23 protein-coding genes and 1 tRNA gene are annotated in these 24,046 nt (G+C 39.8%); 5 read left to right on the plus strand and 19 right to left on the minus strand.

The window, feature by feature from the left end:
* The first annotated feature begins 105 nt into the window (after nt 1-105).
* Nucleotides 106-819, plus strand: a complete 714-nt coding sequence (locus IV512_RS09320) for a hypothetical protein (protein ID WP_209402666.1) — start codon at nt 106-108, stop codon at nt 817-819.
* 198 nt (nt 820-1,017) lie between these two features.
* Here the strand turns inward: IV512_RS09320 and IV512_RS09325 are convergent, their stop codons facing one another.
* Nucleotides 1,018-1,512, minus strand: coding sequence for a hypothetical protein (locus tag IV512_RS09325; protein WP_209402668.1), 495 nt, complete (start codon nt 1,510-1,512; stop codon nt 1,018-1,020).
* 65 nt (nt 1,513-1,577) lie between these two features.
* On the opposite strand from IV512_RS09325, the gene IV512_RS09330 reads away from it, so the two are divergent.
* Complete coding sequence (locus tag IV512_RS09330; RefSeq protein ID WP_209402670.1) at nt 1,578-2,522, plus strand: NAD-dependent epimerase/dehydratase family protein; 945 nt, start codon at nt 1,578-1,580, stop codon at nt 2,520-2,522.
* Between the two features lie 33 nt (nt 2,523-2,555).
* Here the strand turns inward: IV512_RS09330 and IV512_RS09335 are convergent, their stop codons facing one another.
* The gene (locus tag IV512_RS09335) at nt 2,556-2,729 is read right to left on the minus strand and encodes a hypothetical protein (protein ID WP_209402672.1); all 174 of its coding nucleotides are present in this window, start codon (nt 2,727-2,729) and stop codon (nt 2,556-2,558) included.
* A gap of 190 nt (nt 2,730-2,919) precedes the next feature.
* On the opposite strand from IV512_RS09335, the gene IV512_RS09340 reads away from it, so the two are divergent.
* Nucleotides 2,920-3,366, plus strand: a complete 447-nt coding sequence (locus tag IV512_RS09340) for a PepSY-like domain-containing protein (RefSeq protein WP_209402674.1) — start codon at nt 2,920-2,922, stop codon at nt 3,364-3,366.
* An 83-nt stretch (nt 3,367-3,449) separates the two neighbouring features.
* Here the strand turns inward: IV512_RS09340 and rimK are convergent, their stop codons facing one another.
* The 6 genes from rimK to IV512_RS09370 all read right to left on the minus strand — a co-directional run bounded on the left by rimK (nt 3,450) and on the right by IV512_RS09370 (nt 10,172).
* Complete coding sequence (rimK, locus tag IV512_RS09345; RefSeq protein WP_209402676.1) at nt 3,450-4,820, minus strand: 30S ribosomal protein S6--L-glutamate ligase; 1,371 nt, start codon at nt 4,818-4,820, stop codon at nt 3,450-3,452.
* Nucleotides 4,821-6,350 carry a bifunctional GNAT family N-acetyltransferase/carbon-nitrogen hydrolase family protein gene (locus tag IV512_RS09350; protein WP_209402678.1) on the minus strand — a complete coding sequence of 510 codons (1,530 nt, stop codon included), beginning with the start codon at nt 6,348-6,350 and terminating at the stop codon, nt 4,821-4,823.
* Between the two features lie 73 nt (nt 6,351-6,423).
* On the minus strand, nt 6,424-6,756 hold the full coding sequence (locus IV512_RS09355) for a hypothetical protein (protein WP_100870625.1): 333 nt from the start codon (nt 6,754-6,756) through the stop codon (nt 6,424-6,426).
* Complete coding sequence (locus IV512_RS09360; RefSeq protein WP_100870624.1) at nt 6,753-7,730, minus strand: deoxyhypusine synthase family protein; 978 nt, start codon at nt 7,728-7,730, stop codon at nt 6,753-6,755. The genes IV512_RS09355 and IV512_RS09360 overlap by 4 nt, the downstream gene beginning before the upstream one ends.
* Nucleotides 7,717-8,658 (minus strand): agmatinase, encoded by a 942-nt coding sequence (speB, locus tag IV512_RS09365; protein ID WP_100870623.1) that lies wholly within the window; start codon nt 8,656-8,658, stop codon nt 7,717-7,719. Before speB ends, IV512_RS09360 begins: the two co-directional genes overlap by 14 nt.
* Nucleotides 8,659-8,723: 65 nt before the next feature.
* Nucleotides 8,724-10,172, minus strand: coding sequence for an arginine decarboxylase (locus IV512_RS09370; protein WP_209402679.1), 1,449 nt, complete (start codon nt 10,170-10,172; stop codon nt 8,724-8,726).
* 288 nt (nt 10,173-10,460) lie between these two features.
* Between IV512_RS09370 and IV512_RS09375 the strand changes: the two genes are divergently transcribed.
* Entirely contained in the window at nt 10,461-11,180 is a 720-nt protein-coding gene (locus IV512_RS09375) for a hypothetical protein (RefSeq protein ID WP_245224710.1), read from the plus strand.
* 42 nt (nt 11,181-11,222) lie between these two features.
* Here the strand turns inward: IV512_RS09375 and IV512_RS09380 are convergent, their stop codons facing one another.
* The 3 genes from IV512_RS09380 to IV512_RS09390 all read right to left on the minus strand — a co-directional run bounded on the left by IV512_RS09380 (nt 11,223) and on the right by IV512_RS09390 (nt 14,011).
* On the minus strand, nt 11,223-12,263 hold the full coding sequence (locus IV512_RS09380; RefSeq protein WP_209402681.1) for a M14 family metallopeptidase: 1,041 nt from the start codon (nt 12,261-12,263) through the stop codon (nt 11,223-11,225).
* 138 nt (nt 12,264-12,401) lie between these two features.
* Nucleotides 12,402-12,473: transfer RNA gene (locus IV512_RS09385), tRNA-Arg, on the minus strand.
* A gap of 200 nt (nt 12,474-12,673) precedes the next feature.
* Complete coding sequence (locus tag IV512_RS09390) at nt 12,674-14,011, minus strand: Gfo/Idh/MocA family protein (protein WP_209402683.1); 1,338 nt, start codon at nt 14,009-14,011, stop codon at nt 12,674-12,676.
* Nucleotides 14,012-14,715: 704 nt separating this feature from the next.
* Between IV512_RS09390 and IV512_RS09395 the strand changes: the two genes are divergently transcribed.
* Nucleotides 14,716-14,901: a CsbD family protein gene (locus tag IV512_RS09395; RefSeq protein WP_100870619.1), complete on the plus strand. Its 186-nt coding sequence runs from the start codon at nt 14,716-14,718 to the stop codon at nt 14,899-14,901.
* A gap of 50 nt (nt 14,902-14,951) precedes the next feature.
* Here IV512_RS09395 and IV512_RS09400 read toward each other — a convergent pair whose 3' ends face one another.
* The 8 genes from IV512_RS09400 to IV512_RS09435 form a co-directional block, all read right to left on the minus strand.
* Entirely contained in the window at nt 14,952-15,776 is an 825-nt protein-coding gene (locus tag IV512_RS09400; protein WP_209402685.1) for an alpha/beta hydrolase, read from the minus strand.
* A 46-nt stretch (nt 15,777-15,822) separates the two neighbouring features.
* Nucleotides 15,823-16,401: a RidA family protein gene (locus IV512_RS09405; protein ID WP_209402687.1), complete on the minus strand. Its 579-nt coding sequence runs from the start codon at nt 16,399-16,401 to the stop codon at nt 15,823-15,825.
* Nucleotides 16,402-16,428: 27 nt separating this feature from the next.
* Nucleotides 16,429-17,643: a selenocysteine synthase gene (locus IV512_RS09410; RefSeq protein WP_245224711.1), complete on the minus strand. Its 1,215-nt coding sequence runs from the start codon at nt 17,641-17,643 to the stop codon at nt 16,429-16,431.
* Nucleotides 17,644-17,663: 20 nt separating this feature from the next.
* Nucleotides 17,664-18,152 carry a RidA family protein gene (locus IV512_RS09415; RefSeq protein WP_209402689.1) on the minus strand — a complete coding sequence of 163 codons (489 nt, stop codon included), beginning with the start codon at nt 18,150-18,152 and terminating at the stop codon, nt 17,664-17,666.
* A gap of 32 nt (nt 18,153-18,184) precedes the next feature.
* The gene (locus tag IV512_RS09420; RefSeq protein WP_245224712.1) at nt 18,185-19,426 is read right to left on the minus strand and encodes an amidohydrolase/deacetylase family metallohydrolase; all 1,242 of its coding nucleotides are present in this window, start codon (nt 19,424-19,426) and stop codon (nt 18,185-18,187) included.
* Nucleotides 19,427-19,448: 22 nt separating this feature from the next.
* Nucleotides 19,449-21,212 carry a PQQ-dependent sugar dehydrogenase gene (locus IV512_RS09425; RefSeq protein WP_209402691.1) on the minus strand — a complete coding sequence of 588 codons (1,764 nt, stop codon included), beginning with the start codon at nt 21,210-21,212 and terminating at the stop codon, nt 19,449-19,451.
* Nucleotides 21,213-21,396: 184 nt separating this feature from the next.
* Nucleotides 21,397-22,116: a carbohydrate-binding family 9-like protein gene (locus tag IV512_RS09430; RefSeq protein WP_209402693.1), complete on the minus strand. Its 720-nt coding sequence runs from the start codon at nt 22,114-22,116 to the stop codon at nt 21,397-21,399.
* A 75-nt stretch (nt 22,117-22,191) separates the two neighbouring features.
* The gene (locus IV512_RS09435; protein WP_209402695.1) at nt 22,192-24,042 is read right to left on the minus strand and encodes a feruloyl-CoA synthase; all 1,851 of its coding nucleotides are present in this window, start codon (nt 24,040-24,042) and stop codon (nt 22,192-22,194) included.
* Between the last annotated feature and the right edge of the window lie 4 nt (nt 24,043-24,046).

Genomic DNA, 24,046 nt, shown 5'->3' on the forward strand with positions numbered 1-24,046 from the left:
GTTGGCTCTCTTTCTATTATCGTCTTATTAACAGCTCAATAGCAATAATATCATTACTTTTGCGCACCAAAAACCTATAAAATTACAATCATTAAACACAATTTCATGAAAAAGACGATTTTTTTGCTGCTATTGAGCCTCAGCTTTACGGCACAGGCACAAACGAAGAGCGAGTTGCAAAAACATTACGAAGATTTTTATAACGAAATGAGATTACAGGGAGATGTAAACGGAGTAATCAATGCTCTTACCCATTTAAACGTACTCTCCCCGTCTAAGGAGCGAAAAGACACCCTAGCGTTTGTATACGCCAACAATAGCCAACACCTTCAGGCGCTAAATACTATAGGTGTAGAAAAAGAACCTACCGATTCTGATATGGCCGTTCAGGTCAAAGCTATTTCTCTCAAGGCAATGAACCAACCCAAAAGAGCCTTAGAGCATTTTGAAGAATTGTTCAAGAGAAACCAGAACCCTTATTTAGCCTACGAATTGGCCGACCTTAAAATTCAAACAGGTGATAACACCGGTGCAGTGACCAACATCGATTATGGTATAGCTAATGCCAAAGACGATATGAAATATGCGTTTTATGAAAGACAGCAACCGTATGAGGTACCTCTTAAGGCAGCATTTTTTCATTTAAAGGCCTTGACCGAATATAACAAAGACAAAGAAAATATAGATGCCGCTATTTCATTGATTGATCAAGCTTTGGCAATAGACCCCAACTTCAACTTGGCAAGTCTAAGTAAGCAAGCTTTGGAAGCTAGAAAAAACCCTCCAGCTGCGGCGCCTGCCCCTGAGAAAAAAGAATAGTTCATACGAACTACTATTACAATTTATAAGAACCCGCAAAACGGGTTCTTTTTTTTGAACGGACATCAATAATCTTTGCGTTATACTACCCCAAATTCGCCTCCTTGGGTTAACGATTAATATGATTGATTACATGAAGTTCAATACGCAAATCCAATTCAACCACATTATAAAAATTGAATGCTGCTTTAGATTGTTCTATTCTTCTAAAATCAAATTGGTGTCCAACGTATTGTTGACGACCACATTAAACTGATTGCGAAAAGCATTATAAGCCTCGAACATCTGTAAAATTGATTCTTGCGGATCTAACCTGTAGAATAGGTCTCCCTTTATTTTCAGCATATAGGTCTTGAAAATTTTTTGACGGCTCTTAATTTGTGGGATGTCGAATTTTTCGGGGTAAGTAGAAGCCTCCAAATCTTTTTGTTTTTCAATCAAATCATCGATTGCAAGTGCCAAATCGTCTTTGTTCTCTACATTATAGAGTGCATCGAAAGTTGTTTCAAAAGCTTTAAATTCTTCCCAATCATTTAATATGGCCTGGGCGTTTGAATTAACCGGCAGCTTTTTGGGCCATTTTTCGGTACTAAGCTCATACTCCGATGAACCGTCTTCTACCGCTATCTCTTTTTGGTCTTTACAGGAAACGAAAACGAGCATTAACATTACGAAAAACAACATTCTTTTCATAGAACGAATGTACAAATTTTGCAAACAGTTATCTTTACTCCTATATCCTTTTTAACTTCCATTTAATGCAGAAATACATATTAATCATAGGCGCTTGCGGCCAAATCGGAACAGAACTCACCCTTGCTTTACGCCAAATGCATGGTGGTGCCCATGTTATAGCCAGTGATATTAGAGAAGGTAGCGAGAATCTTATGGAAACAGGCCCTTTTGAAATTCTTGACGCCACTGATTACGATGCCCTTGAAGAAGTTATCGCGTATTACGAAATTAATGAGGTCTACCTTATGGCCGCCATGTTGAGCGCCACGGCAGAGAAATTCCCCATGCGTGCATGGAACCTCAACATGAACACCTTGTTCAATGTACTCAACCTGGCTAAGGACAAGAAAATCGATAAAGTTTTCTGGCCTTCAAGCATTGCAGTATTCGGGCCTAATACTCCGGAAAACTCAACCCCACAAAACACTATTATGGAACCCACCACCGTTTATGGTATCAGCAAGCAATCTGGTGAACGTTGGTGCAATTATTACCACAACAAATACGGAGTAGATGTAAGAAGTATTCGTTACCCGGGCTTGATCAGTTGGAAAACTATGCCCGGTGGCGGTACTACCGATTATGCTGTTGAAATTTATCACAAGGCCCTATCAGAGCAAAAATACACTTGCTTTTTAGAGGCCGATACCGAATTGCCCATGATGTTTATGGATGATGCGATTCGCGCAACCCTTGAACTCATGAATACGGAACCGGAAAATATCAAAATCAGGTCTTCGTACAACTTGGCGGCAATGAGCTTTAACCCAGCTCAAATAGCTGAAATCATCAAAAAGTATATCAAAGATTTTGAAATCAGTTACGAACCTGATTTTAGACAAGCCATAGCGGATACATGGCCCAATAGCATTGATGATTCTCAAGCGCAAAACGATTGGGGTTGGAAACCCAAATTCGACTTGGAGAAAACGACCGAGGAGATGTTGAACAATCTTGCGACTAATTGAGCTTTAGAAATGCCATACAATAATCGTTGACATTTATTTCAAATCAGATATGTTCAGTTTGAAGAGCATTCCATTGTCATTTTTTTTGGCCTCTGTAGCAATGTAAAGAGCACCATCTGGGCTAAAAGTGATACCCTCCGGTTGAGGAAAAGCTTTCTTATCAAAGAACTGAACGTCTTTCGCTTTGCCATCGGGATCTAAAACCAATAATTTGGGCTTAACCCCTTCCAGAATATAAATATCTTTTGTTTTTGGATGTATCGCAAGGTCGGATGGTCGGAAAGGTATAAAGTAAATCTAAAAACATATAGGAATTCTTTTGAACGACGCCTGTATCCAATTCCTAAATCCTTACAGTTTTGCCTCCTATATTCGTGCCAAATCAAAATAAAAAAATATGAATATTCTTAATTTAAAAACATCTCTGGCAGCTCTTCTACTTACTGCCACTATTACCGCACAAGATTTGAAAATCGAAGATATACCAAAAAACTTAAGTGATGAGTTTAAAAAAGCGTATCCGACCGCTTCGGATGTTGAATGGGAAAAGGAGGGCAATCAATATCAGGTCGAATTCGAAATCGACAGAAGAGATCATGAAATCTGGTATGATGCAGATGCCAAAGTGGTAAAATCAGAACAGGAAATTTCAAAAGATGATTTGCCTGAAAAAATTAAATCAACCCTTTCAAGCACATATGGGGCCTATAAAATCGACGACATCGAAACTAAGGAAGAAAACAATACCATTACTTACGAGATAGATTTAGAAAAAGGATGGAATGACGAAAAAACGGTCGTTTTAGATAAAAATGGTACTGTTACCAGTGAATACAACGATTAACTTATTTTATTACAAGTGCGAAAAAAGGGGCGAAATTAACATTCTGCCCCTTTTTCAATTACTCTTCTACAGTATCTATTCCATTAGCCATTGAACCGAAGTTTACGCTCAATTGCCATAATCATGGTATTGGCAATATCTTTACCTGTTGCATTTTCTATACCTTCGAGACCAGGAGATGAATTTACTTCGAGTAAAAGTGGCCCTTTGTTAGACCTGATAATATCGACCCCAGCAACTGCCAAATTGAGGACTTTGGCCGCCTTTTGCGCCAGTTTACGTTCTTCAGAGGTAATTTTCACTATCGAAGCTTTGCCTCCTTGGTGTATGTTCGCCCTGAACTCACCTTTCTCGGCCTGACGCTGAATACTCGCTACTACTTTATTGTTTACGACGAAACACCGAATGTCTTGACCGTTGGCCTCTTTGATGAACTCTTGTACCAAAATATTGGTATTCACACTCTTAAAAGCGTTGATTACACTCTCTGCAGCTTTATTGGTCTCAGCCAGAACCACACCTTTACCTTGGGTACTTTCCAAAAGTTTAATGATTAAGGGTGCTCCATTCACCATTTTTATTAGGTCTTTGGTATCGGCCGGTGATTTGGCAAAACCGGTAATCGGTATGTGTATATCGTTTTTAGAAAATAATTGCGAAGCGAAAAGTTTATCCCTTGATTGTGAAATGGCCTCGGCAGCATTTTGGCAATACACTCCCAAATTATTGAATTGTCGTATCAAGGCACACCCATAAAAAGTTACCGAGGGCTTTATTCTCGGTATAACGGCATCGAACTCTTTTAAGATATTGCCCCCGCGATATCTAATTTCCGGGGAATGCGCATCAAGTTTCATGTAGGCCAGCTCAACGTTCAGAAAAACAATTTCGTGACCTCGGGCCTCTGCCGCCTCCATGATTCTTTTGTTACTATATAAATTCGGATTGCTCGCTAATAAGGCGATTTTCAAACCGGTCTTTTTCTTAAAATAGGGAGCGTACTTTTTATTGATTTCGTCATCCTCAAAACTCTGCACCTGGTAGTTTACCGCTGGGTTGACCATAAATCGATCGCTTATCGCCTCTCTACCCAATAACATTCGAAACTCCATAGTGTCACGATTCGCGAGGGTTAGCTCAATATCGAAAGTTTCACCGCCCATAGTTACGGCCGTTTTGACAACTAACCGCTCTTCAGAGATACCCGAAGAGCTTTTGACCATTCGGCGGTCTACCAGTTGGGCCTCACATTGAATGGCAATACTTCGATTTTCCTGTAAAGGGTTAACCTCAAATTTTACCCATTCTTGCACTCCCCTAATCACTATTTTGGTATTGGTAGCCTGAATCGAAGATGTTTTCGCACCCGAGTCAACCCGGGCCTTTATTGCCGGAATACCAAGGTTTTTAAATACACACCACTCTTCACTACCTATAATCTTTAAATCACTCAATTATTTTCTTTTTGTAAGTTCAAAAATATCTTTTCTTCTATCTTTCAAATTTCTAACGGCACCGAATTGGTTCAGTTCTCTCAACAGGTCTACATCAACATCGGCAATTAAGATCATTTCTGCATTCGGAGTGGCCTCTGCTTTTATTCCATTGGTCGGAAACGAAAAATCACAGGGTGTAAAGACCATACTTTGGGCAAACTGAATATCCATATTATGAACCTTGGGCAAATTGCCTACACTACCCGCAATGGCAACGTAACACTCGTTTTCTATTGCCCGTGCCTGCGCACAGTTTCGTACTCGTGAAAAGCCGTTTTGGGTATCGGTAAGAAAGGGCACGAAGAGAATATCCATACCCTCATCAGCCAATAGTCTGCTTAGTTCAGGAAATTCGACATCGTAACAGATAAGTACCCCTATTTTACCACAATCGGTATCGAAAGTCTTCAATTGATTACCGCCTTGCATTCCCCAAACCTTTGACTCATCAGGAGTCACATGTAACTTTTCATAACGCTCGACCGACCCATCTCGTTTGCATAAATAGCCCACATTATACAACCCATCTTCTTTCATTTCAGGCATACTTCCCGTAATGATATTGATATTGTAGGATATTGAAAACTCAGAGAATTTCTGAACTATGGCCTCAGTGTGTTGCGCAAGTTCCCGAATAGCGTCAGATTCGGAAAGGTGATTATTTTCCGCCATTAAAGGAGCATTGAAAAACTCTGGAAAGAGCGCAAAATCGGAACGATAACCAGAAACAGAATCAATGAAAAACTCTGCCTGCTGTAATAATTCCTCAAGGCGATCATAGGGCCGCATCTGCCACTGAATTAGGCCTAAACGAACAATACTTTTTTTTGTGGCCGCCTTTTTATTGGGTTTTTTATAATAAATATTATCCCACTCCATCAAAACGGCAAACTCTTTAGAAGCTTTATCACCTTCTAAATACCCTTTCAAAATTTTAGAGGGATGAAAATCGTTATTGATTTGAAAGCTTAAGACGGGGTCATGAATCTCTTTCAGTTTTACCTTATCGATGTACTGCTTAGGAGTCAACTCGTTGGCATACTCATGGTAATTAGGTATTCTACCCCCAAAAGCGATACCCTTAAGATTCAACTTTTCACAAAGTTCTTTGCGGTAATCGTACAGGCGTCGGCCCAAGCGAAGACCGCGAAACTCTGGTTTAATGAAAACGTCTATACCGTAGAGAATGTCTCCGTCTTCGGTATGGGTACTGAAGGTTTCTTGACCCGTAATTTCTTGAAATGTGTGTGTATCTTCAAACTCGTCGTAATCTACAATAATCGATAGCGAACAACCTGCTAATTGACCGTTGACCTTGATTACGACCTGCCCTTGGGGAAACAGTTTAATAAGAGATTTGATCTGCTTTTCTGCCCAATATGAATCGGGTATATTTTTATATACCTCTTTCATGGCTGTTTTCAGTTCCTGATAATCTTTCAGGTCTAAAAATTTCAGCTCAACATTTTCAATGTCTTTCGAAATCATATTAGCGGTTTAGGGCCTAGGAAATTAAATTTTCGGGCTAAAAACCCAACTAATGGAATTTGCTCGAGAGTAACTAATCATCATCTTCAACGTCATCCATTGCTTCGGGGTCTGGTTCAACCACCGCTTCTGGATCATCATCGTCAAAATCTTCATAGTCATCTTCATCATAATTTTCCATAGTATACTCAAGCTTGGCGCTAATTTTCACCAAATATTTGGTGTCTTCAGTCAAAACTTCTACAGCCTCGATACGTTCGCCTTGAGCATTTTTGAAAGATATTATATTTCTGTCATCGTAACCATCAGGGTACCTTTCTACCAGAAGCTTAAGAACTTCTGGAGTCAATTTTTTAAAATCAACGATGACACGTTTTAGATTTGAATGGTCTCTTTTATTGCTCATAGGTCTAGAAGATATGCAAAAATTAATGGGGCAACAATAGTTGCATCGCTTTCAATAATGAATTTAGGGGTATCTATATCTAACTTTCCCCAAGTTATCTTTTCATTGGGTACCGCTCCGGAATAGGATCCATAGCTTGTGGTCGAATCACTAATTTGGCAGAAATAGCTCCAGAATGGAGTTTCTGTGCGCTCCATATCTTGATAGAGCATGGGCACCACGCAAATAGGAAAATCACCGGCAATACCACCACCGATTTGAAAGAAGCCGATGCCGTTTTCTGAATTATCGGTATACCAGTCTGCCAAAAATGTCATGTATTCGATACCTGATTTCATGGTACTGGCTTTCAGTTCGCCCTTCAACACATAAGAAGCAAAAATATTACCCATGGTACTATCTTCCCAGCCGGGGCAAACAATCGGTAAATTTTTCTCTGCCGCAGCATACATCCACGAGTCTTTTAGGTCAATTTCATAGTGCTCTTCCAACACTCCTGAAAGTAGCATTTTGTACATAAATTCATGAGGTAGATACCGTTCGCCTTTCTCTTCGGCATCTTTCCAAATCTTGAAAATATGCTCTTGCAACCTTCTAAAAGCCTCCTCTTCGGGTATGCAGGTATCGGTTACTCGATTAAGGCCTTTTTCGAGTAAACCCCACTCCTCTTTGGGGGTCAAATCGCGATAATTGGGTACCCTTTTATAATGGGAATGGGCCACCAAGTTCATGATATCTTCCTCTAAATTGGCACCCGTACAAGACACGATATGCACTTTATCTTGCCTGATGATTTCAGCAAATATCTTGCCCAGTTCTGCCGTGCTCATCGCCCCGGCCAAAGAAACCAACATCTTCGCCCCATCATTTAATTGGTCTTCGTAGCCTTTCGCCGCGTCAACCAGCGCCGCAGCGTTGAAGTGCAAATAGTATTTTTCTATAAATTTTGAAATTTCGCCCTTAGTCTTCGTCATCGTCATATTTTAAACTTGCGTTAGCCGCTTTATAATCTACATCGTAGGTATTATCATATTCTTCATCGGCCGCCTTACCCATAAATTTATAGCTAAGCATTTTATAATATAATTTTGCGGCCAGAAAATCTGCGCTCTTGTCATGCTCGTTCGGGCACAGCTCTACCATATCGAAGCCAACTACATTTTTTTCTTCAAAAACCTGCTTTAGAAAATCTAATGTCTCATACCAGAAAAGTCCGCCTGGTTCAGGCGTTCCAGTAGATGGCATTATCGATGGATCCAATACATCTAAGTCAAAAGTTATCAGCACATTATCGGTCAATGACTCAATAACCTTATCGATCCAATACTCATCGTTGACCATATCATGGGCGAAGAATGTTTTCTCATCATCCATAAAGGTTTTCTCGATAGCATCCATAGAACGAATACCAACTTGAACCAGGTTAGTAGTTTGACTCGCTTCATGAACGGCGCAAGCATGATTGTATTTGGTGCCTTCGTACGATTCTCTCAAATCGGCATGGGCATCAATATGCAAAACCGTAAGATTATCGAAGCATTCATTAAAGGCCCTAATGGTACCAATAGAAATAGAGTGCTCACCACCAACCAGGGTTACGAATTTGTTTCGTTTGATATACTCTTTGGTTGTCTTGTGTACGGCATTCACCATGGCTTCGGCCGAACTGTTCTCGGTAATAGGTGCCGTTAAATGAATACCTTGCTCGTAGACTTCGGTATCGGTCTCAATATCATAAAGCTCCATATTTTCAGAAGCTTCTAAAAACGCTTGAGGACCTTTATCCGACCCTTTTCCCCAAGTGCTTGTTCCGTCATAAGGCACAGGAATCAAAATGATTTTTGCCTTTTCAAGTTGTGCGAATTCGTCGGGAATACCGGCGTAATTCTTTTTTGTACTCATTTTATTATAATTAAATCTATTAGTTCTAACTCTTATAACATTTCCGCAGAAAACATCAACTCATTTTAGCTCTCAAGCTCAACCTTTTCTTTGGCTTTTGAAGCCTGATCGTCTTTACTTAAGTTGTAGCCCAAAATCGACAGAAGGTCTTCGGCCCGCTGCTGTTGGCTAAAAAGCTCATAAGTAAAATCACCGTTAACATCTTTATCAATTAGAATATGTTTCGGCTGCGGAATTAAACAGTGCTGCAGACCGCCGAAACCGCCAATCGTTTCTTGATAGGCCCCCGTATTAAAAAAACCGATATATAGTGGCTTGTCTCTCTTGAATTTTGGCAAGTAAATAGCGTTCATATTTTGTTCGCTGTTGTAATAATCATCACTATCACAGGTTAAACCACCTAATAGAACACGCTCATACTCATCTTTCCACCGGTTGATGGGCAACAAGATAAATCGTTTATTGATGGCCCAGGTATCAGGTAATGTTGTGATAAACGAAGAGTCTATCATATTCCATTTCTCACGGTCGTTCTGTTGTTTCTGGTACAGAATTTCATAAATGGCACCGCCACTCTCCCCAACGGTAAAACTACCGAACTCGGTAAAAATATGAGGCACGGGCACGTTAGCTTCTTGACAAGTAATATTGATCTGATTGATAATTTCATCGATCATATATTGATAGTCGTATTCGAAAGCCAAAGTGTTCTTAATAGGAAAACCCCCGCCGATATTTAAACTATCTAGAGTTGGACAAATTTTCTTCAGTCTAACGTAGACTTTTAAGCATTTCACCAATTCGTTCCAGTAGTATGAATTATCCCTGATTCCGGTATTAATGAAAAAATGAAGCATTTTTAGCTCTACTTTGTCATTATCCTTAATCTGGTTTTCATAAAAGGGCACTATATTCTTGTAGCCTATGCCCAATCGAGAGGTATAGAATTCAAATTTGGGTTCTTCTTCGGATGCAATACGAATTCCTACTTGAAAATCATCTGTAATCGCGTCAGAGAGCAAATCGAGCTCTTCATAATTATCAATAATGGGTATGCAATTCTGATGCCCTTGATTTATTAAGCGAGCTATGTTTTCGACGTACTGCTCTCTCTTAAATCCGTTACAGATGACGTAGGTATCATCTTTAATCTTGCCTGATTTCTTAAGCTGTTCTACAATATTGATATCAAAGGCCGACGAAGTTTCAATATGAACCTCATTGTTCAGTACTTCTTTCAGTACATGCTGAAAATGTGAACTTTTGGTACAATAGCAATAATGGTACCTGCCTTTATAATTATGCTTTTCAATGGCGTTCGCGAACCATTGTTTAGCAAGATTTATATTTTGGGAGATTTTAGGGAGATAGGTAAACTTCAACGGGCTACCATATTTTTCTACCAACTCATTTAGTGGAATGCCGTGAAAACGAAGAAACTCGTCTTCTAGCGTAAACTCTTCTTGTGGGAAGTAATAGGTTTGATCGATAAGATCGATGTATTTGGTATTCATTTAAAAGAAAATTGCATTGGTCACAGAATATATTGGGATCGACAGATAAAAAATAACACAATTAAAAAGATTAATAATTCAATCCCTTGTTTAAGAGGCAATGATTAACAAGTGTTAAAACACTTGAACAAATGAAAACAAAATTTCTCAAAAAACAAGGAAATGGATGGAAATTACGATAAATTGTAATTTCTGGATTTCCTCATTATCCTATTGACTAAAAAATAAATATAACAAATTCATATTGAGATAATTAATTTTTAAATTTATTCAAGAAAAATATTCTTTATGAAACTGAACAAAGCCTCTTTCAATATTATTTTACCGTTAATTTCTTATTTAGCAATTCTCACCTCTATTCAGGTGGATGCACAGCTATCGAATGGAGTTTATATGACTGAGGAAAAAGGACAACGCCATGAGCTAAAAATCAAGGACAATTACATCGTTCATTCTGTTTACGACCAATCACCTGCTAAATTCATTAAGACCGAAGGTGGCTACTTCACCCATGAAAACGGTGAATTGACCGTAAAGCTAGAATTCGATTCTGACTTTGATTCGAATAAGTCAAAAAAATGGTCAGTATCTGTAAAGATGACGGATGATAAATTGATAATGAATACTGATCCCATACTTACATTTACCAAAACGAAAAATCTGGGGCAAGACTTAGATGGGCAGTGGCTCTTTGCCACTCGAGGGCCTGACGAGGGGCAAGAACGTCGCGGCGACGAGAACCCTAGAAAAACCTTAAAATTTTTAATTGACGGCAGATTTCAATGGATAGCCTACAATACCGAGACCTTCAAATTTCATGGTACGGGAGGCGGCTCTTTTACTTCTTCCGATGGCATATATACCGAGCAAATCGAGTATTTCTCTAAAGATAACTCACGTGTTGGGGCCACTCTCCAATTCAAATATGAGATAAAAGGAAACGATTGGCACCACACCGGAAAAAATAGCAAGGGAGAGCCGATGTACGAAATCTGGTCAAAGCGATAAACTTCAAATATTTTACAAAATATAAGGTTGCCCAATCTAAACTTAGGGCAAATGCCCGATATTAAAGAGGGTATCCCCTTTATTTATAGGAGGTGTCCCGATTTTATATAGAATAATGCCACTGGCATTCGCGGTTACTTCCTTTATTTGTTCACCAAAAAAATTAGTGATATACCCAATGCTTTCACCCTTGGTCACGCTATCACCCGCGTGTTTTTCAGAATAAAAAATGCCTGTGTGGTCACTTTTGACACTTGTGCGTTGCGTAATTATAGTCGACGGGCTCGAGTTAGAATTTTCATTGGGCATCATTTGCAAATGTGACAGCAAAGAAAATATCGAAGAAACAATTTTATTCGTCTCTTGTTCCCCCGACATACCGAGTCTACCACATTCGATATCTACGGTTGGTATTTGTCGGTGAAAAGCTTCTTGAGAACAATATAAGCTGGGTTGAAGAACCCTTTCTTTTGCAATTTGAAACCGTATCGTATAGTCAAAACCCATTGCCAAAGCCATCGCTTTTCCTTTTTTAGATGCTTCAGGAAAAGCCTCCGAATTGTACCACGCATTATATGGCATTAAATCTTCTGGGGAGTCACCCGCGTGCATATCGACAAAAAAGTCTGAACGTGCAATTATCTTTTGGGTGATGGTATGAGCTAAACGTGCCGTGATAGAACCTTTTTCTTCACCAGGAAAAGATCGATTTAAATTTTTTCCGTCAAGCGGATTTAAAAACGGACTACGCCCTAAAAATGCGGGAATATTTGCCATTTGTACTAAAATCACCGTTCCGCTTAGCTGTTTGGCATCTAACTTTTCAATAATTTTTTGGGCGGCCAGTATCGGAGGGTATTCATAACCGTGAATGCCAGCAGTAATACCCAATACAGGGCCCGGTTTTGCGCCATGAAAAACGGTTACTGGAATAAATGTACTGTCTTTACCATCTGAAACTTGAATTTCGTAATAGTTCTTAGAGCCCGGATTATTCTCACGCCCTTCAAATGAAAAAGAGTTTTGACCTAGAAGAACCGTATGACCAATCAATAATGCAATAAAAGAGAAAAGATTTCGCACGCCTAAAAGTTTTATGCAAAAATACCTCAAGCAGAAAATTTAGAGCATATCAAATCAGCAATAATAGAACTGGATTGAAATGAAATTAATAAGGCAATGAGCGATTGCAATTCTTTGCTAAAGCTTTTAAAAAGGTAGTAGCCCCGGCAAGAATCGAACTTGCATCTAAAGTTTAGGAAACTTCTATTCTATCCATTGAACTACGGGGCCAAAATATACGCTTGGTAGCAGATATCCACATATCTACCAAAAGCAGCATGAAGAAAAGTATTAAGAGGGCAAAAGTAGAATATTTTCAATTTCCTTGAAAATCCGATGCAATTTTAATCTTGCAGAAATAAAAAAGACGTCAACAGAGGCTGTCAACGTCTTTCTATGATTAATTAGGTTTACAATCCTCTTATTATTCTCTACACATTTTCAGGAACCTCAAACCCTTCACGATAATCACGGGTCAAATATTTATCTGCTTCGGCATCGTTTACAAAACGCTCTGTTTTAGGATCAAAATTAAGCACACGACCCGTTCTATAGGCAATGTTACCTAAATGCGCTAAACCAGAAGATAAATGAGCTGTTTCTACTGGGCCATTAAGTATAGATTTATCATGTTTACGAACCGCTTCTATAAAATTGGCGAAGTGGCCATCTGTTCCGCCATTGCCTCGATCCATACCAGTACCAGATTCACCACCATCTTCACCAGATTTACCAGGTGTTCTATCTTTACCTAAATATGTGGTGTACTTATCGTAGCCATCTACTACTAAAATACCTTTGTCACCGTAGAAAATATTACCTACAGTAGCACCGCCCTCGGCATTTGTACACCAAGGTCGAACCTCAAACTGTATAATTTTATTTTCTTCCGGATAATTGTAAACTGAAGTAAGTACCTCGGGAGTTTCTTTACTATCATTCCAAAGAAACTTGCCGCCCATTGCGGTTATTTGTGTTGGAAGCCCTACATCTAAGCCCCACATACAAAGGTCGGTCTCATGTATACCTTGATTACCTACATCTCCATTACCATAATCCCAATGCCAATGCCAGTTGTAATGAACCAAGTTTTGAGTAAACGGTTCTTTTTGGGCAGGGCCGGTCCATAAATCATAATCCAATCCTTCAGGCACTTGTGATAAGCCTTTATCCCCAATATCGGGCCTCCATCTAAACACAAGTCCACGAGACATGTACACTCTACCAATATAGCCATCTCTCATTAAACCTATGGCCTCATTGATGGCAGGTGAACTTCTAAGCTGTACCCCGTGTTGAACGATACGGTCATATTTATTGGCAGCTTCGACCATTTTACGCCCCTCCCATATATTATGTGAACCAGGCTTTTCTACGTAAACATCTTTACCAGCTTGACAGGCCCAGATTACCGATAACGCATGCCAATGGTTCGGACTGGCAATACTTACCACATCGATATCTTTATCATCGAATACCCTGCGCAGATCTTGCTCAAGAGATACTTTCTTATCATAGGTTTCTTTAAATGACTTCTGTCTCTCTTTAAGAATGTTCATATCGGGATCACATAAGGTGGCCACTCGAACATTATCTTGCGCCATTAAACTTTTGATATGCGATTTACCCCTGCCATTTACCCCTAAGACTGCAGCATTAATACGATCGTTAGCTCCGAAAACGTTTGCGGAAACAATAGTAGGAGCGGCAATGACCCCAGTTCCTGCAACTGCTGTTTTCTTGATAAAAGATCTTCTAGATGATTTCATTTTCAATATATTTGGTTTTAGTTAAGTTGAAATTAAAATAAACCCAAGCAACACTATTTCTTGATCAGTCTGTGCAATCGAATACACAAATTCGCCTAATGCTTGATTGGCCTAAGTTAATAATTATAAGAATAGTTTACCCTTATAAATTATCATATTACTAAAGAATATTGACCAAAACCATACAATTAGTCACATTTGTAGTGCGGGGACTACGAAATAGACAATCAGATTAGCCTAGGGACAGTAGTATTCCACAGTCTAAAAGAAAATTTTAAAATCGCTAGAATATCATTCGCCAGTAGAAAAAACTATAAATAGACAAGCTATTACAAAACAGATGGCGAAAAAACAGAAAAGGACAATATAGTTATCCATAAGTAGGTGTTTTGTTCAAAATTACTCAAAAACACACCTTGGTTCACTTTTACTTACATTTTTTCGATGAAATCCTTACAAATTGACTTCACCAGTGGGTTCAACGATAAAGCCTACCCTTTCAACCATAATTCTGAATGGTCACATCGACAAACTGTCACATTTCGTATAAAAGTGATTCAAATCGGAGAGGAAATCACTCAATTTTAATTAAAATGTTAATTGCGTGATAGCATCAGTAATCTATTTTTTTGTGGTATTAAGTAAGGTAAGGTCAGGCTACTTTTATTGGAGAATACTTTTATAAATTTTTAAAATAAAAAATTATGAATAAAGATCAATTAGAAGGCAAGTGGAAACAAATCAAAGGTAATTTCAAGCAAAAATATGGCAAGGTCACCGATGACGATACCACTTATGCTGAAGGAAAGTTTGATGAAATGCTAGGTCGTTTACAAGAGCGTACCGGTAAAACCAAAGAAGAGCTACAGGAAGAAATAAGTAATTGGTAATTTATCTGTCACTTAAGGTTAGCCCCGATTTATCGGGGCTTTTTAATTCGTTACTTTCCAATTATTTCAGATTTCACTTCAACGAAATTTAACAATAGTGGAATTGCCGGATAGACCATATTGTGACCATACCCATCCATTTCCATTAACTCAACATCTTCATGGCCCACAACTTTCATCATACGATAAAAGTAGGCTACCTCTTCATAGCGCCCCAAGAGCTCAAGTTCTCGATTTCCGGTAATCAGAAGCATCGGCGGTGCATCTTTACGCACATGAAATAAAGGAGCAAATGGGTCTATAATAGGTTGCGTACCCTCGATACCCATCTCTTTGCGAATTGTAAAATGTGTAATGGTATGTCCGCTAAACGGAATTAACCCAGCGATGTCATTGGCATCGATGTCGAACTTCTCAAGGTAGCTTTTGTCTAGGCCTACCATACTTGCCAAATAGCCCCCGGCAGAATGACCTGAAACAAAAATCTTCTCTGGATTACCATTGAACTTCTCGATATTTTTAAATGCCCAAGCGACTGCTGCTGCTGCGTCTTCAATGTAAATAGGATGCTTCACTTTGGGGTGCATGCGATAATTGACGGTAACTACAGCTACACCTTTCTCCAATAGTCCTTCGGGAATGTGCTTATTTCCGTTTTCCAATCCACCGCCATGAAACCATACTATTGTTGATACATTGGTAGTGTCTTTTGGATAATAAACATCGAGTTTACATCGCTCTTTGAGGTATGCATCTGTCTTTTGCAAGCTAGTATTGTAGTAGGGTATATTTTCCTTTAACTCATACTCCGTTTGAGCAAACGTGATATTGCCTAAAAAGAAAAAGATAATGTAGAGATAGAAGGTATTTTTCATTTTCAGTGCTATTTATATGGGCGAAAGTAGGGAAAAAGAATTAGCATCAATCGCTCACTTCAACCACCATATCTACCTCAATAGCAATATTACCAGGCAAAGAACCCATACCGACTGCCGCTCGCGCATGCTTACCACGTTCACCGAAAACGGCTACCATCAAATCTGAATAACCATTCACGACTTTGGGCTGATCCCCGAAATCTGGAGTACAATTGACCATGCCCTTAACCTTTACTATACGCTTTACTTTATTCAAGTTGCCCAATTCAGCTTTAAGCACTGAAAGCTGGTTTATACCGGTAATTCTAGCGGCTTCATACCCTTCTTCTATGGTTAAATCTTCACCGACTTTACCGGTGATATTCTTACCATCTGGCTTTAAAGGACCTTTACCCGATAAAAAAATCAAGTTGCCGACGCGAACGGCATTTACATAATTAGCGATGGGCGAAGATGGTGTACTCAATTCGATACCTAATTCCCCCAATTTTTCTTCTGGATTGTAATCTGGGTCGAGCGTAGTTTCTTCAGCTGGGACAGCAGGAGCAGCTTGTTCTTTTTCGGCCGAAGTATCACATGAAAATAATACCATAAAGGCAAGTAGACTTACTATATATTTCATAAAAGTTTATTATTTCTTAAGCAAAAATTAAGCATTCTTAAGCACCTCTTTGACCCTTTGTGCTACTATTCGCTCTTGACCGGGCTCCATCATCCATGTAGTTATACCCACTTCTTCATTACCTCCAACAGTCTCTATAGATGGGTGACCGTCTCGCAAGGCCCTTCTCATATCGGGCTTCGAAATTTTGACTAAATCTTCATCCCAACGAATTTTAAGACTTGGTACATGATTGGCGTGCGGGGGAACATGTATTTCAGTTTCCACACCATTAACGGATTTTGCACTATCGCTAATTAACTTGATCTGACTTTCCCACATTTCCCATTCCTTTTTATGGTCTCTTGCGAGATACAACTCTAAGGCAACCAACATACCGAGCACTTCTTCTTTATTAACTTTCATACCCCTTGCAATGGTGGTACCTCTGGGAGGAGTATGCAATCGGGCGGCCTCAATAAATTTTCGTTTTCCCAAAAGTAATCCAGCACTTTGAGGACCCCGAATGCCCTTTCCTCCGGAAAACGCAACGAGATCAAAACCCATTTTAGTAAACTTAAAAAGATTTTCTACAGGTGGTACATCGGCAGCACAATCTATAAAAGTGGGAATGTTATGCTTTTTGCCAAGAGCTACAAATTCTTCCCTCGAAATTTCTCCTGCATCGGTATTAGCGTTCAAAAACCATAACATTGCCGTATTCTTGTTAATTGCTTTTTCAAGATCTTTAGTACTCTTTACCTCAACAATTTTAGCCCCTGTATTGATTAGGGCATGTGTATACCCGATAGCATGCTTTTCTTGAACGATCACTTCATTTTTAAGACCTGTGGTGTCAGGAAGTTGGCTGACCTTTTTCTCGTCCATACCACAAATGACTCCGGCCAGCCCAATGGTCATCGCCCCGAATGCCCCGGAAGAGACCGTTGCATATTCACACTCCAACAATTGAGCAATACGCTCCCCTACCTTATCATGTAACTCATCTAAGTTGACGTATTCAGTAGCTCCATAACTAATGGCTTCCGTAACCTCTTTATGCATCAACGAGCCCGTCATCGAGGTGTAGGTACCCGCAGCGTTAATAAAAGTTCTTAGCCCCAATTCTTTAAAAAAATCGCGAGCAGCAGGTTTTAAAAAAACTTCTTCCGTGGTCTTTGCCGACACCAAACTTGGTCCCAAAAGCCCGCCCACTAAAGGTAAGGCCGATATAGATTTCAATGCGTTTCTTCTACTGCTCATAATTCTTAAATTAAGGGTTATTATTCTACTGCTGCTATACAATCCATTTCTACCAAAGATTTACCGGGCACACCACCATAGGTTGCCACCGTAGTTCGTACCGGGGGATTCTTACCGAACCTACCTCGAAACACCTCATTCATAGCCTGGTAATCACCTAAATCGGCGAGATAAACATTTACTTTTAAGACCTGTTCCATAGATGAACCGTTCGCTTTCAAACCCTTCTCTAATTCTTGGAGCACAATTTCAGTATGGGCCTTAATTTCGTAAGGTTCTGTATGCGCTCCTTTACCGGCGATGTATAACGTATTACCATGCCTAACCGCACCAGAAAAAAGAGGGATGTCTTGATTGGTTACGATTTCTCCCACTACTTCTTTTTTTGCCGGTGTCTCGTCTGAGCCCATTTTCTTTGACATGGCATTAACAGAACCTACCCCAAAGAGTGCCGCCAAACCCATACCCAATTTTTTTAAAGAGGCCCTTCTTGTTGTTTTATTATCCATAATTTTAATATTACAATTAGTTATTAATCATTTTAGTTATCCCAATCTCCAACGGCGAGACCGTTCAGGTCATACACTACCTTACCTGCTCTAATCGTCAGTTCGCATTCGAACTTTTTATCACCCTTCATTCTTTTCCGCTGGGTATCGATAAAACCGAAATCCCCTTCGCGTAGATTCAATAAAGTAATATCAGCCACAGCACCCTCTGTTAAATGACCAAGGTCTTCTCTCTTTATGGCTTTGGCAGAATTCCAAGTTGTTGTAGCAATAACTTCTGAAACGGGCATGTTCATGTTCAAAAATTTAGACATTATATTGGTTATATCTTTCATGCCAGCATTCATGCTACCGGTATGTAGGTCGGTACTTATGGTATTTGGTTTAAAACCTTGTTTCATTGCAGGTACCGCTTGAGCAAACAAGAAGCTCCCACCTCCATGGCCAACATCAAAAATAATCCCTTTTTTCTGCGCTTCCCGTGCAAAATCGGCTACTTTACCATCATCACCTACAATTGGCATTCTACCATTTACGTGAGCATAGGCATGGGTAAAAATATCGCCGGGCCTTAATTTTTCCATAAAAAGTGTTTCTAAAGACAATTCGGGTTGACTGCCCCCAAAATCTATCATTACAGGAATATCAGCTAGTTTCCCAGCCTCCACAGCCTTTTCCGTAGGTGTCCAATCAAAGCCACTATAATGAGCGAGTTTTACCCCGACGACATGTGCTTTATTTTGCTTTGCGACCATGGCGGTGAGCTTAGCATCCATATCGAAGAGGTTTTGCTCCAAAGCTCCACCTTTCATGCCTGAACCTACAATATTTATAAAGGATAATACCCTTGTTTTCGATCTATCTATAACCTGATCTTTGAACAATTGAAAATTACGCCAACCGGCACCCCCTGCATCAACCAAGGTAGTTACACCTGCTCTAAAACTAAATCCGTCTGGGGGAAGGGCGGTAAAACTATTACTTAGATATGCATTAGGTTCAGTGCCATGAAAGTTATGGCTATGAATGTCTATTAGACCGGGAGAGACATACAAGCCTTCAGCATCGATTACCGTGCCTGCAGAATTTTTTGAGATATTCGAACCAACCTTGGCAATTGCATCACCTTTGATAGCAATATCGATCACCTTATCGATACCGTTTTTAGCATCTAAAACATGCCCATTTTTTATGAGTATATCAAATTCTTGGGCATTTACACCCAGAGTACACCATAAAATTACCCAAATGAGCGGCTTGATTTTTTTGTTCATGTTTGTCATAAGTGTCAATCTATTATTCCGTTGTTACTTTAATCGGTTCAATGGATAACCCGCTATTTTCTTGGTCATTTCTTATTTTGGTCACTTCATTTTCCTTTATTTCCGAAGCCTCATTACCAAAACTTGAGCGTATGTAAGTCAAAACTTGGGCAATTTCTATATCTTTTAAAAAGCTATGCTGTGGCATCATACCATTATAAACTTCATCACCTACCTTCAGGCTACCCTCCATACCGTTCAACAATACCTTGATTAGTCGTGCTTTGTCTCCAGTTACCCAATCGGTTTCCATAAGAGGGGGGAATCTTCCCGAGGCGCCCCTACCGTTCATTTGATGGCAAGCACTGCAATACTGCTGATAAATTTTTGCCCCGCCGACTAATTTCTTTGGCATGAGGTTGTCTTTATCGATATCAGGGGTTCTAATGTGCGAAAGCTGCTTTCGCGCTTCCATTGCCAATAACTGGTCTTCCCCGAATTCATCTTTATTCCCCTGATAGACTACCTTCCATATTTTGCCCTTTACGGAATCTGAAATGTAAAGTTCTCCATCGGGTCCGATAGCGAGCCCCATTGGTCGGTGTGCGGCATCTTTGGTATTAATGATAGGATCTACTTGCGCAAAACCATCTGCAAATATTTCAAAATCACCGCGCGGTTTTCCGTTTTCGAATGGCACAAAGCCCACAAAATACCCAGACTGCGGATAAGGGGCCCTATTGGTCGAACCGTGAAAAGTGATAAATGCACCATTTTTATAGCGTTCCGGAAACTGCTCTCCTTCATAAAAAACTAAGTCATTGGGTGCCCAATGCCCTGGGAAACCAATAATCGGATCTTCGTAATCTGAACAACGACCAACGATTTCACCATCTCCTCCATATTCGGGAGATAATACTTTTTTATCTTTTAGTTGATCGTAATAGCAATAAGGCCAACCAAAATGAGCACCTTCTTTAATTCGAATAAATTCTTCGGAAGGTAACAAAGCACTTTCTTGTGGGGTGTAAATATTTGGCCATAGACGCAACAGGTCGTCTCGCCCATGTACTACCCCGTAAAGCTCTTCATCTACCGGATTCCAGTTCATTGCTACCAGACTTCGAATGCCTGAAGCATACTTATAACCATCTTTTTGGGTTTGCCCTAACTTATTGGCATCAAAACGCCAAATACCTGCATGGTCTTCTAATTGGGGGCAAGGGTCAAGGCCAGGTGCACCTGGGGTACGTTTAGGTTCTTGACAGGCGTTCGATGGTGCCCCAAAAGGAACATACATATGACCTTTATTATCAAAGGCTATCGGTTTACCAATGTGTTCATGTCTGCCATGCTCGTGGTCATCGGTCAATACCACTTCAACATCGCCTACGGGAGACATTGTCTCGGCCTTCAATTTTTGACGGTGTACCACTAAATCAGAACTATAATAAATATACCCATTATATACACGCATGGCTGTGGAATAGCTCCATCGTGACCCTTTTTCACTACCTCCGAATTTTAAGGTTTCATCTGCGTAGTCGTCGCCATCAATATCTCTAAGGGCCATAACAGCAGTATTGGGCTGTGCATTTCTCATTTTGGCATAAATGATGTGGTCATCGGTTACCGCCAAATGCCTGACAGTTTCCTCAATTTCTTCAATCACCACTGTAGATTTAAAACCGTCGGGTAAAAAGAGATTTCCTTCTTTCGCCTCGGGGCTGCATTGCACTAACAGTGCCATGGCCCAAAGCGCCAAAAAGAAATTCTTTGGGGTGAAATAAGGCTTCATAATTTCAGGTTAGTTTGGCTAGTGGTATGCTATTTCCCTCGAAATAACACACTTAAAGTAGTGCACTTTTTTTATATGTACAAGCAAACCTTAAAAAAATGTGTTCGAACACATTAAAATACTTGGATTAGCTCTAGAAGTAGTCTTAAAGGTGGACAATAAAGCTAAAAATTATAATTACTTATCAATCAAACACCAAGGTTCCGAAGAACTCTGAACGATGAAAGTCAGGCCGGTCGGTATCAACAGAATTCCAACTTACATAATGTTGCTTAGAAGTATCATCACCGCATTTGTAGAAATTGGCCTTTGCCGTTAAATCTGAAAATACGATTTTATCTGAAAAAACAAAAATATCGGTAGGTATAACTATGGTCATTTCCCAATTATGCCCCCCTCCTCTTTCTTTAAATGGCTGGTCGCCTAGGCTAGATTTAATTTGTATTTTCTCTTGAATAATTTTTGGATCTACAAATTTTCTATCGTGCCTATCAGGACCATAAGCCAAATGCGTAGTACCGATACAATTAAACTCAAAATTATAATAATTTCCATTTTGCAGGGGGTCAACAAAAAACTCTACACAACTGTCTTTATGGGTAGAAGAATTAGGCTCGGTAAATTGAGCCAATATATTTTCTTCGCTCACATAGAACTTGAGCCACAAATTATTTTCATGTCTTGCAATTCGAAATTCAACCAAGGGCAAATACGAAAAGGAATCCCAATTTAAAGTTGCAATCCTGTTCTTCTCAGCATGTTCTTCCAACAAGCGTGAAACCACATTCAAATCAATTTTGTCGGTATACTTTATTTCTTTAACCTTCAGTTCCATATTTTGATTATCAGTTTGGGCCTTAACTGTTAGACTCATCAGCGCAAACAGAACAGTTATATACTTCATGATTTATATTGCTATAAAGCTTACACCTTTACCTAAGATACATTTATTGAATCTTATGCTTGAAAAGTCCGTATTCTAAGAACGTTCAATTTCGATAACTCCATCAACTTTACTAAGTTCATATAAGCGATTAACCAAAGCCTTGCGATTCATAAGAACAGAACGTTGATTAATAGATCCCTTATCGGTAATTTCAGCTTTTTTGTCACAAGGTTCAAAATCTGCAATCGTCGCCCGTCTAATAATGGTAGACGCACCTGAACCCTGATTTGCCAAGTCTGTCATTGCTTCTTGAATAATTGATTGCACCTCTTTAGATTTACAAATCTCCTGTAGTGTTGAATTGGGTGGCAATTGTGCTACTGCCGTACAATTTGCAAAATCTAAGAAAAGTATGGCACCCACAAAATCTCTATCATGGCCTGTCAAGACTACATCTCGCACCAGACCTTGGGAAGCAGCAATCAACTTGCTTCTCATGATGCCGACGTTCACCCATGTACCTGAATTCAGCTTAAAATTTTCGGTAATACGCCCGTCATATATTAAACCAGCATTCGGGTTGTCGTCATCGGCAAAATTGAGGGCGTCTGCACTTTTAAAATAGCCCTCTTCATCAAAAGCACTACTTGTTTGTATGGGGTTACGCCAATATCCGGGACTTATATTCGGACCCTTAAATCGTACTTCAAAAGTATCATCGCAAGGCACTAGTTTTGTTGTGATACCAGGTACGGGCACACCAAGATTGCCCGCCTGTTGGTCATAACGAGTATTGAACATGGTAGAAGGGCAAGCCTCGGTCATTCCGTATCCGGAGGAGATCAAAATACGTTTTCCTATCGATTTTATGGCAAGCACGTCTAAACTATCTCTTACATATTGCGAAAGACTGGCTCCTCCGAAAAACAACATTTTCAGCTTACTAAAAAAATTTTTACAAAGCGCCTCATCTGTTTGCAGCTGAGTCACCAATTCTTCGAAACCTTTGGGCACGTTAAAATATACCGTGGGGGCTATCTCTTTCAAGTTATTCACGGTAATCTTGGTACCTTGGGGAGAGGGGTTTCCATCGTCTATATATAAAGTTCCTCCATTGAAAAATACCAACCCAAAATTGTGGTTGCCCCCAAAAGTATGGCTCCAGGGCAACCAATCTACTAAAGTTAATTGACCATTTTTGACAAAGGGATAGGTTTGAGTAATCTGCTGAAGGTTGCAGGTCAGGTTGCCCTGTGTATTGATTACACCTTTGGGCATGCCCGTTGACCCGGAAGTAAAAAGAATTTTGGCCACGGTAGAAGCTTCCACTTTAGCATTAGCCTCCGCTACATCAGAAGTTATCTCAGTTTTCAATACCGTTTTAAAAGGAACACTATCTCCGATTTCATTCTTAGCGGTAATTACAGTAGAATCGACATCGACCACTTCCAGAACTTTTTTAAATTGTTCACCATCTTGAACAAATATGAGTCCGGGTGTCAATACTTCCAAGCAATGCTTTAACTTCTTAAAATCGGTTGATCTTAATGAGTATGCAGGACTAATCGCCGAAAAGGGAATGCCCACATGCTGGGCTGCCAATGCCAAAAGTGCGTGCTGCCAACTATTGCCGGAAAGAACGGCTACGGGACGTTCGACATTGGCATCGCTATGCAGTAAAAATTGACCGATGCGCTGCACTTTTTCCCAAACTTGTGCATAGGAAAGTTTTAACCAATTGCCATCAACATCACGTTGAGCAATCATAGTTTTTTCGGGTGCGATTTCGGCCCAATACCTTAAGCGCTCAGTTACCGTTTTCGGGTAGGTTTCGAATGGCACTTGTGAGTGCAATAAAATACTACCGTCTTTACGGATTTCCTTCATTATGGCGATGGGTGCGGTGGGTACTTCTAAATAAGATATGTCTTGCTTGGTTTCCAAAAGG

Source organism: Pseudozobellia sp. WGM2, from assembly GCF_017810075.1.
Lineage (GTDB): Bacteria > Bacteroidota > Bacteroidia > Flavobacteriales > Flavobacteriaceae > JADNYK01.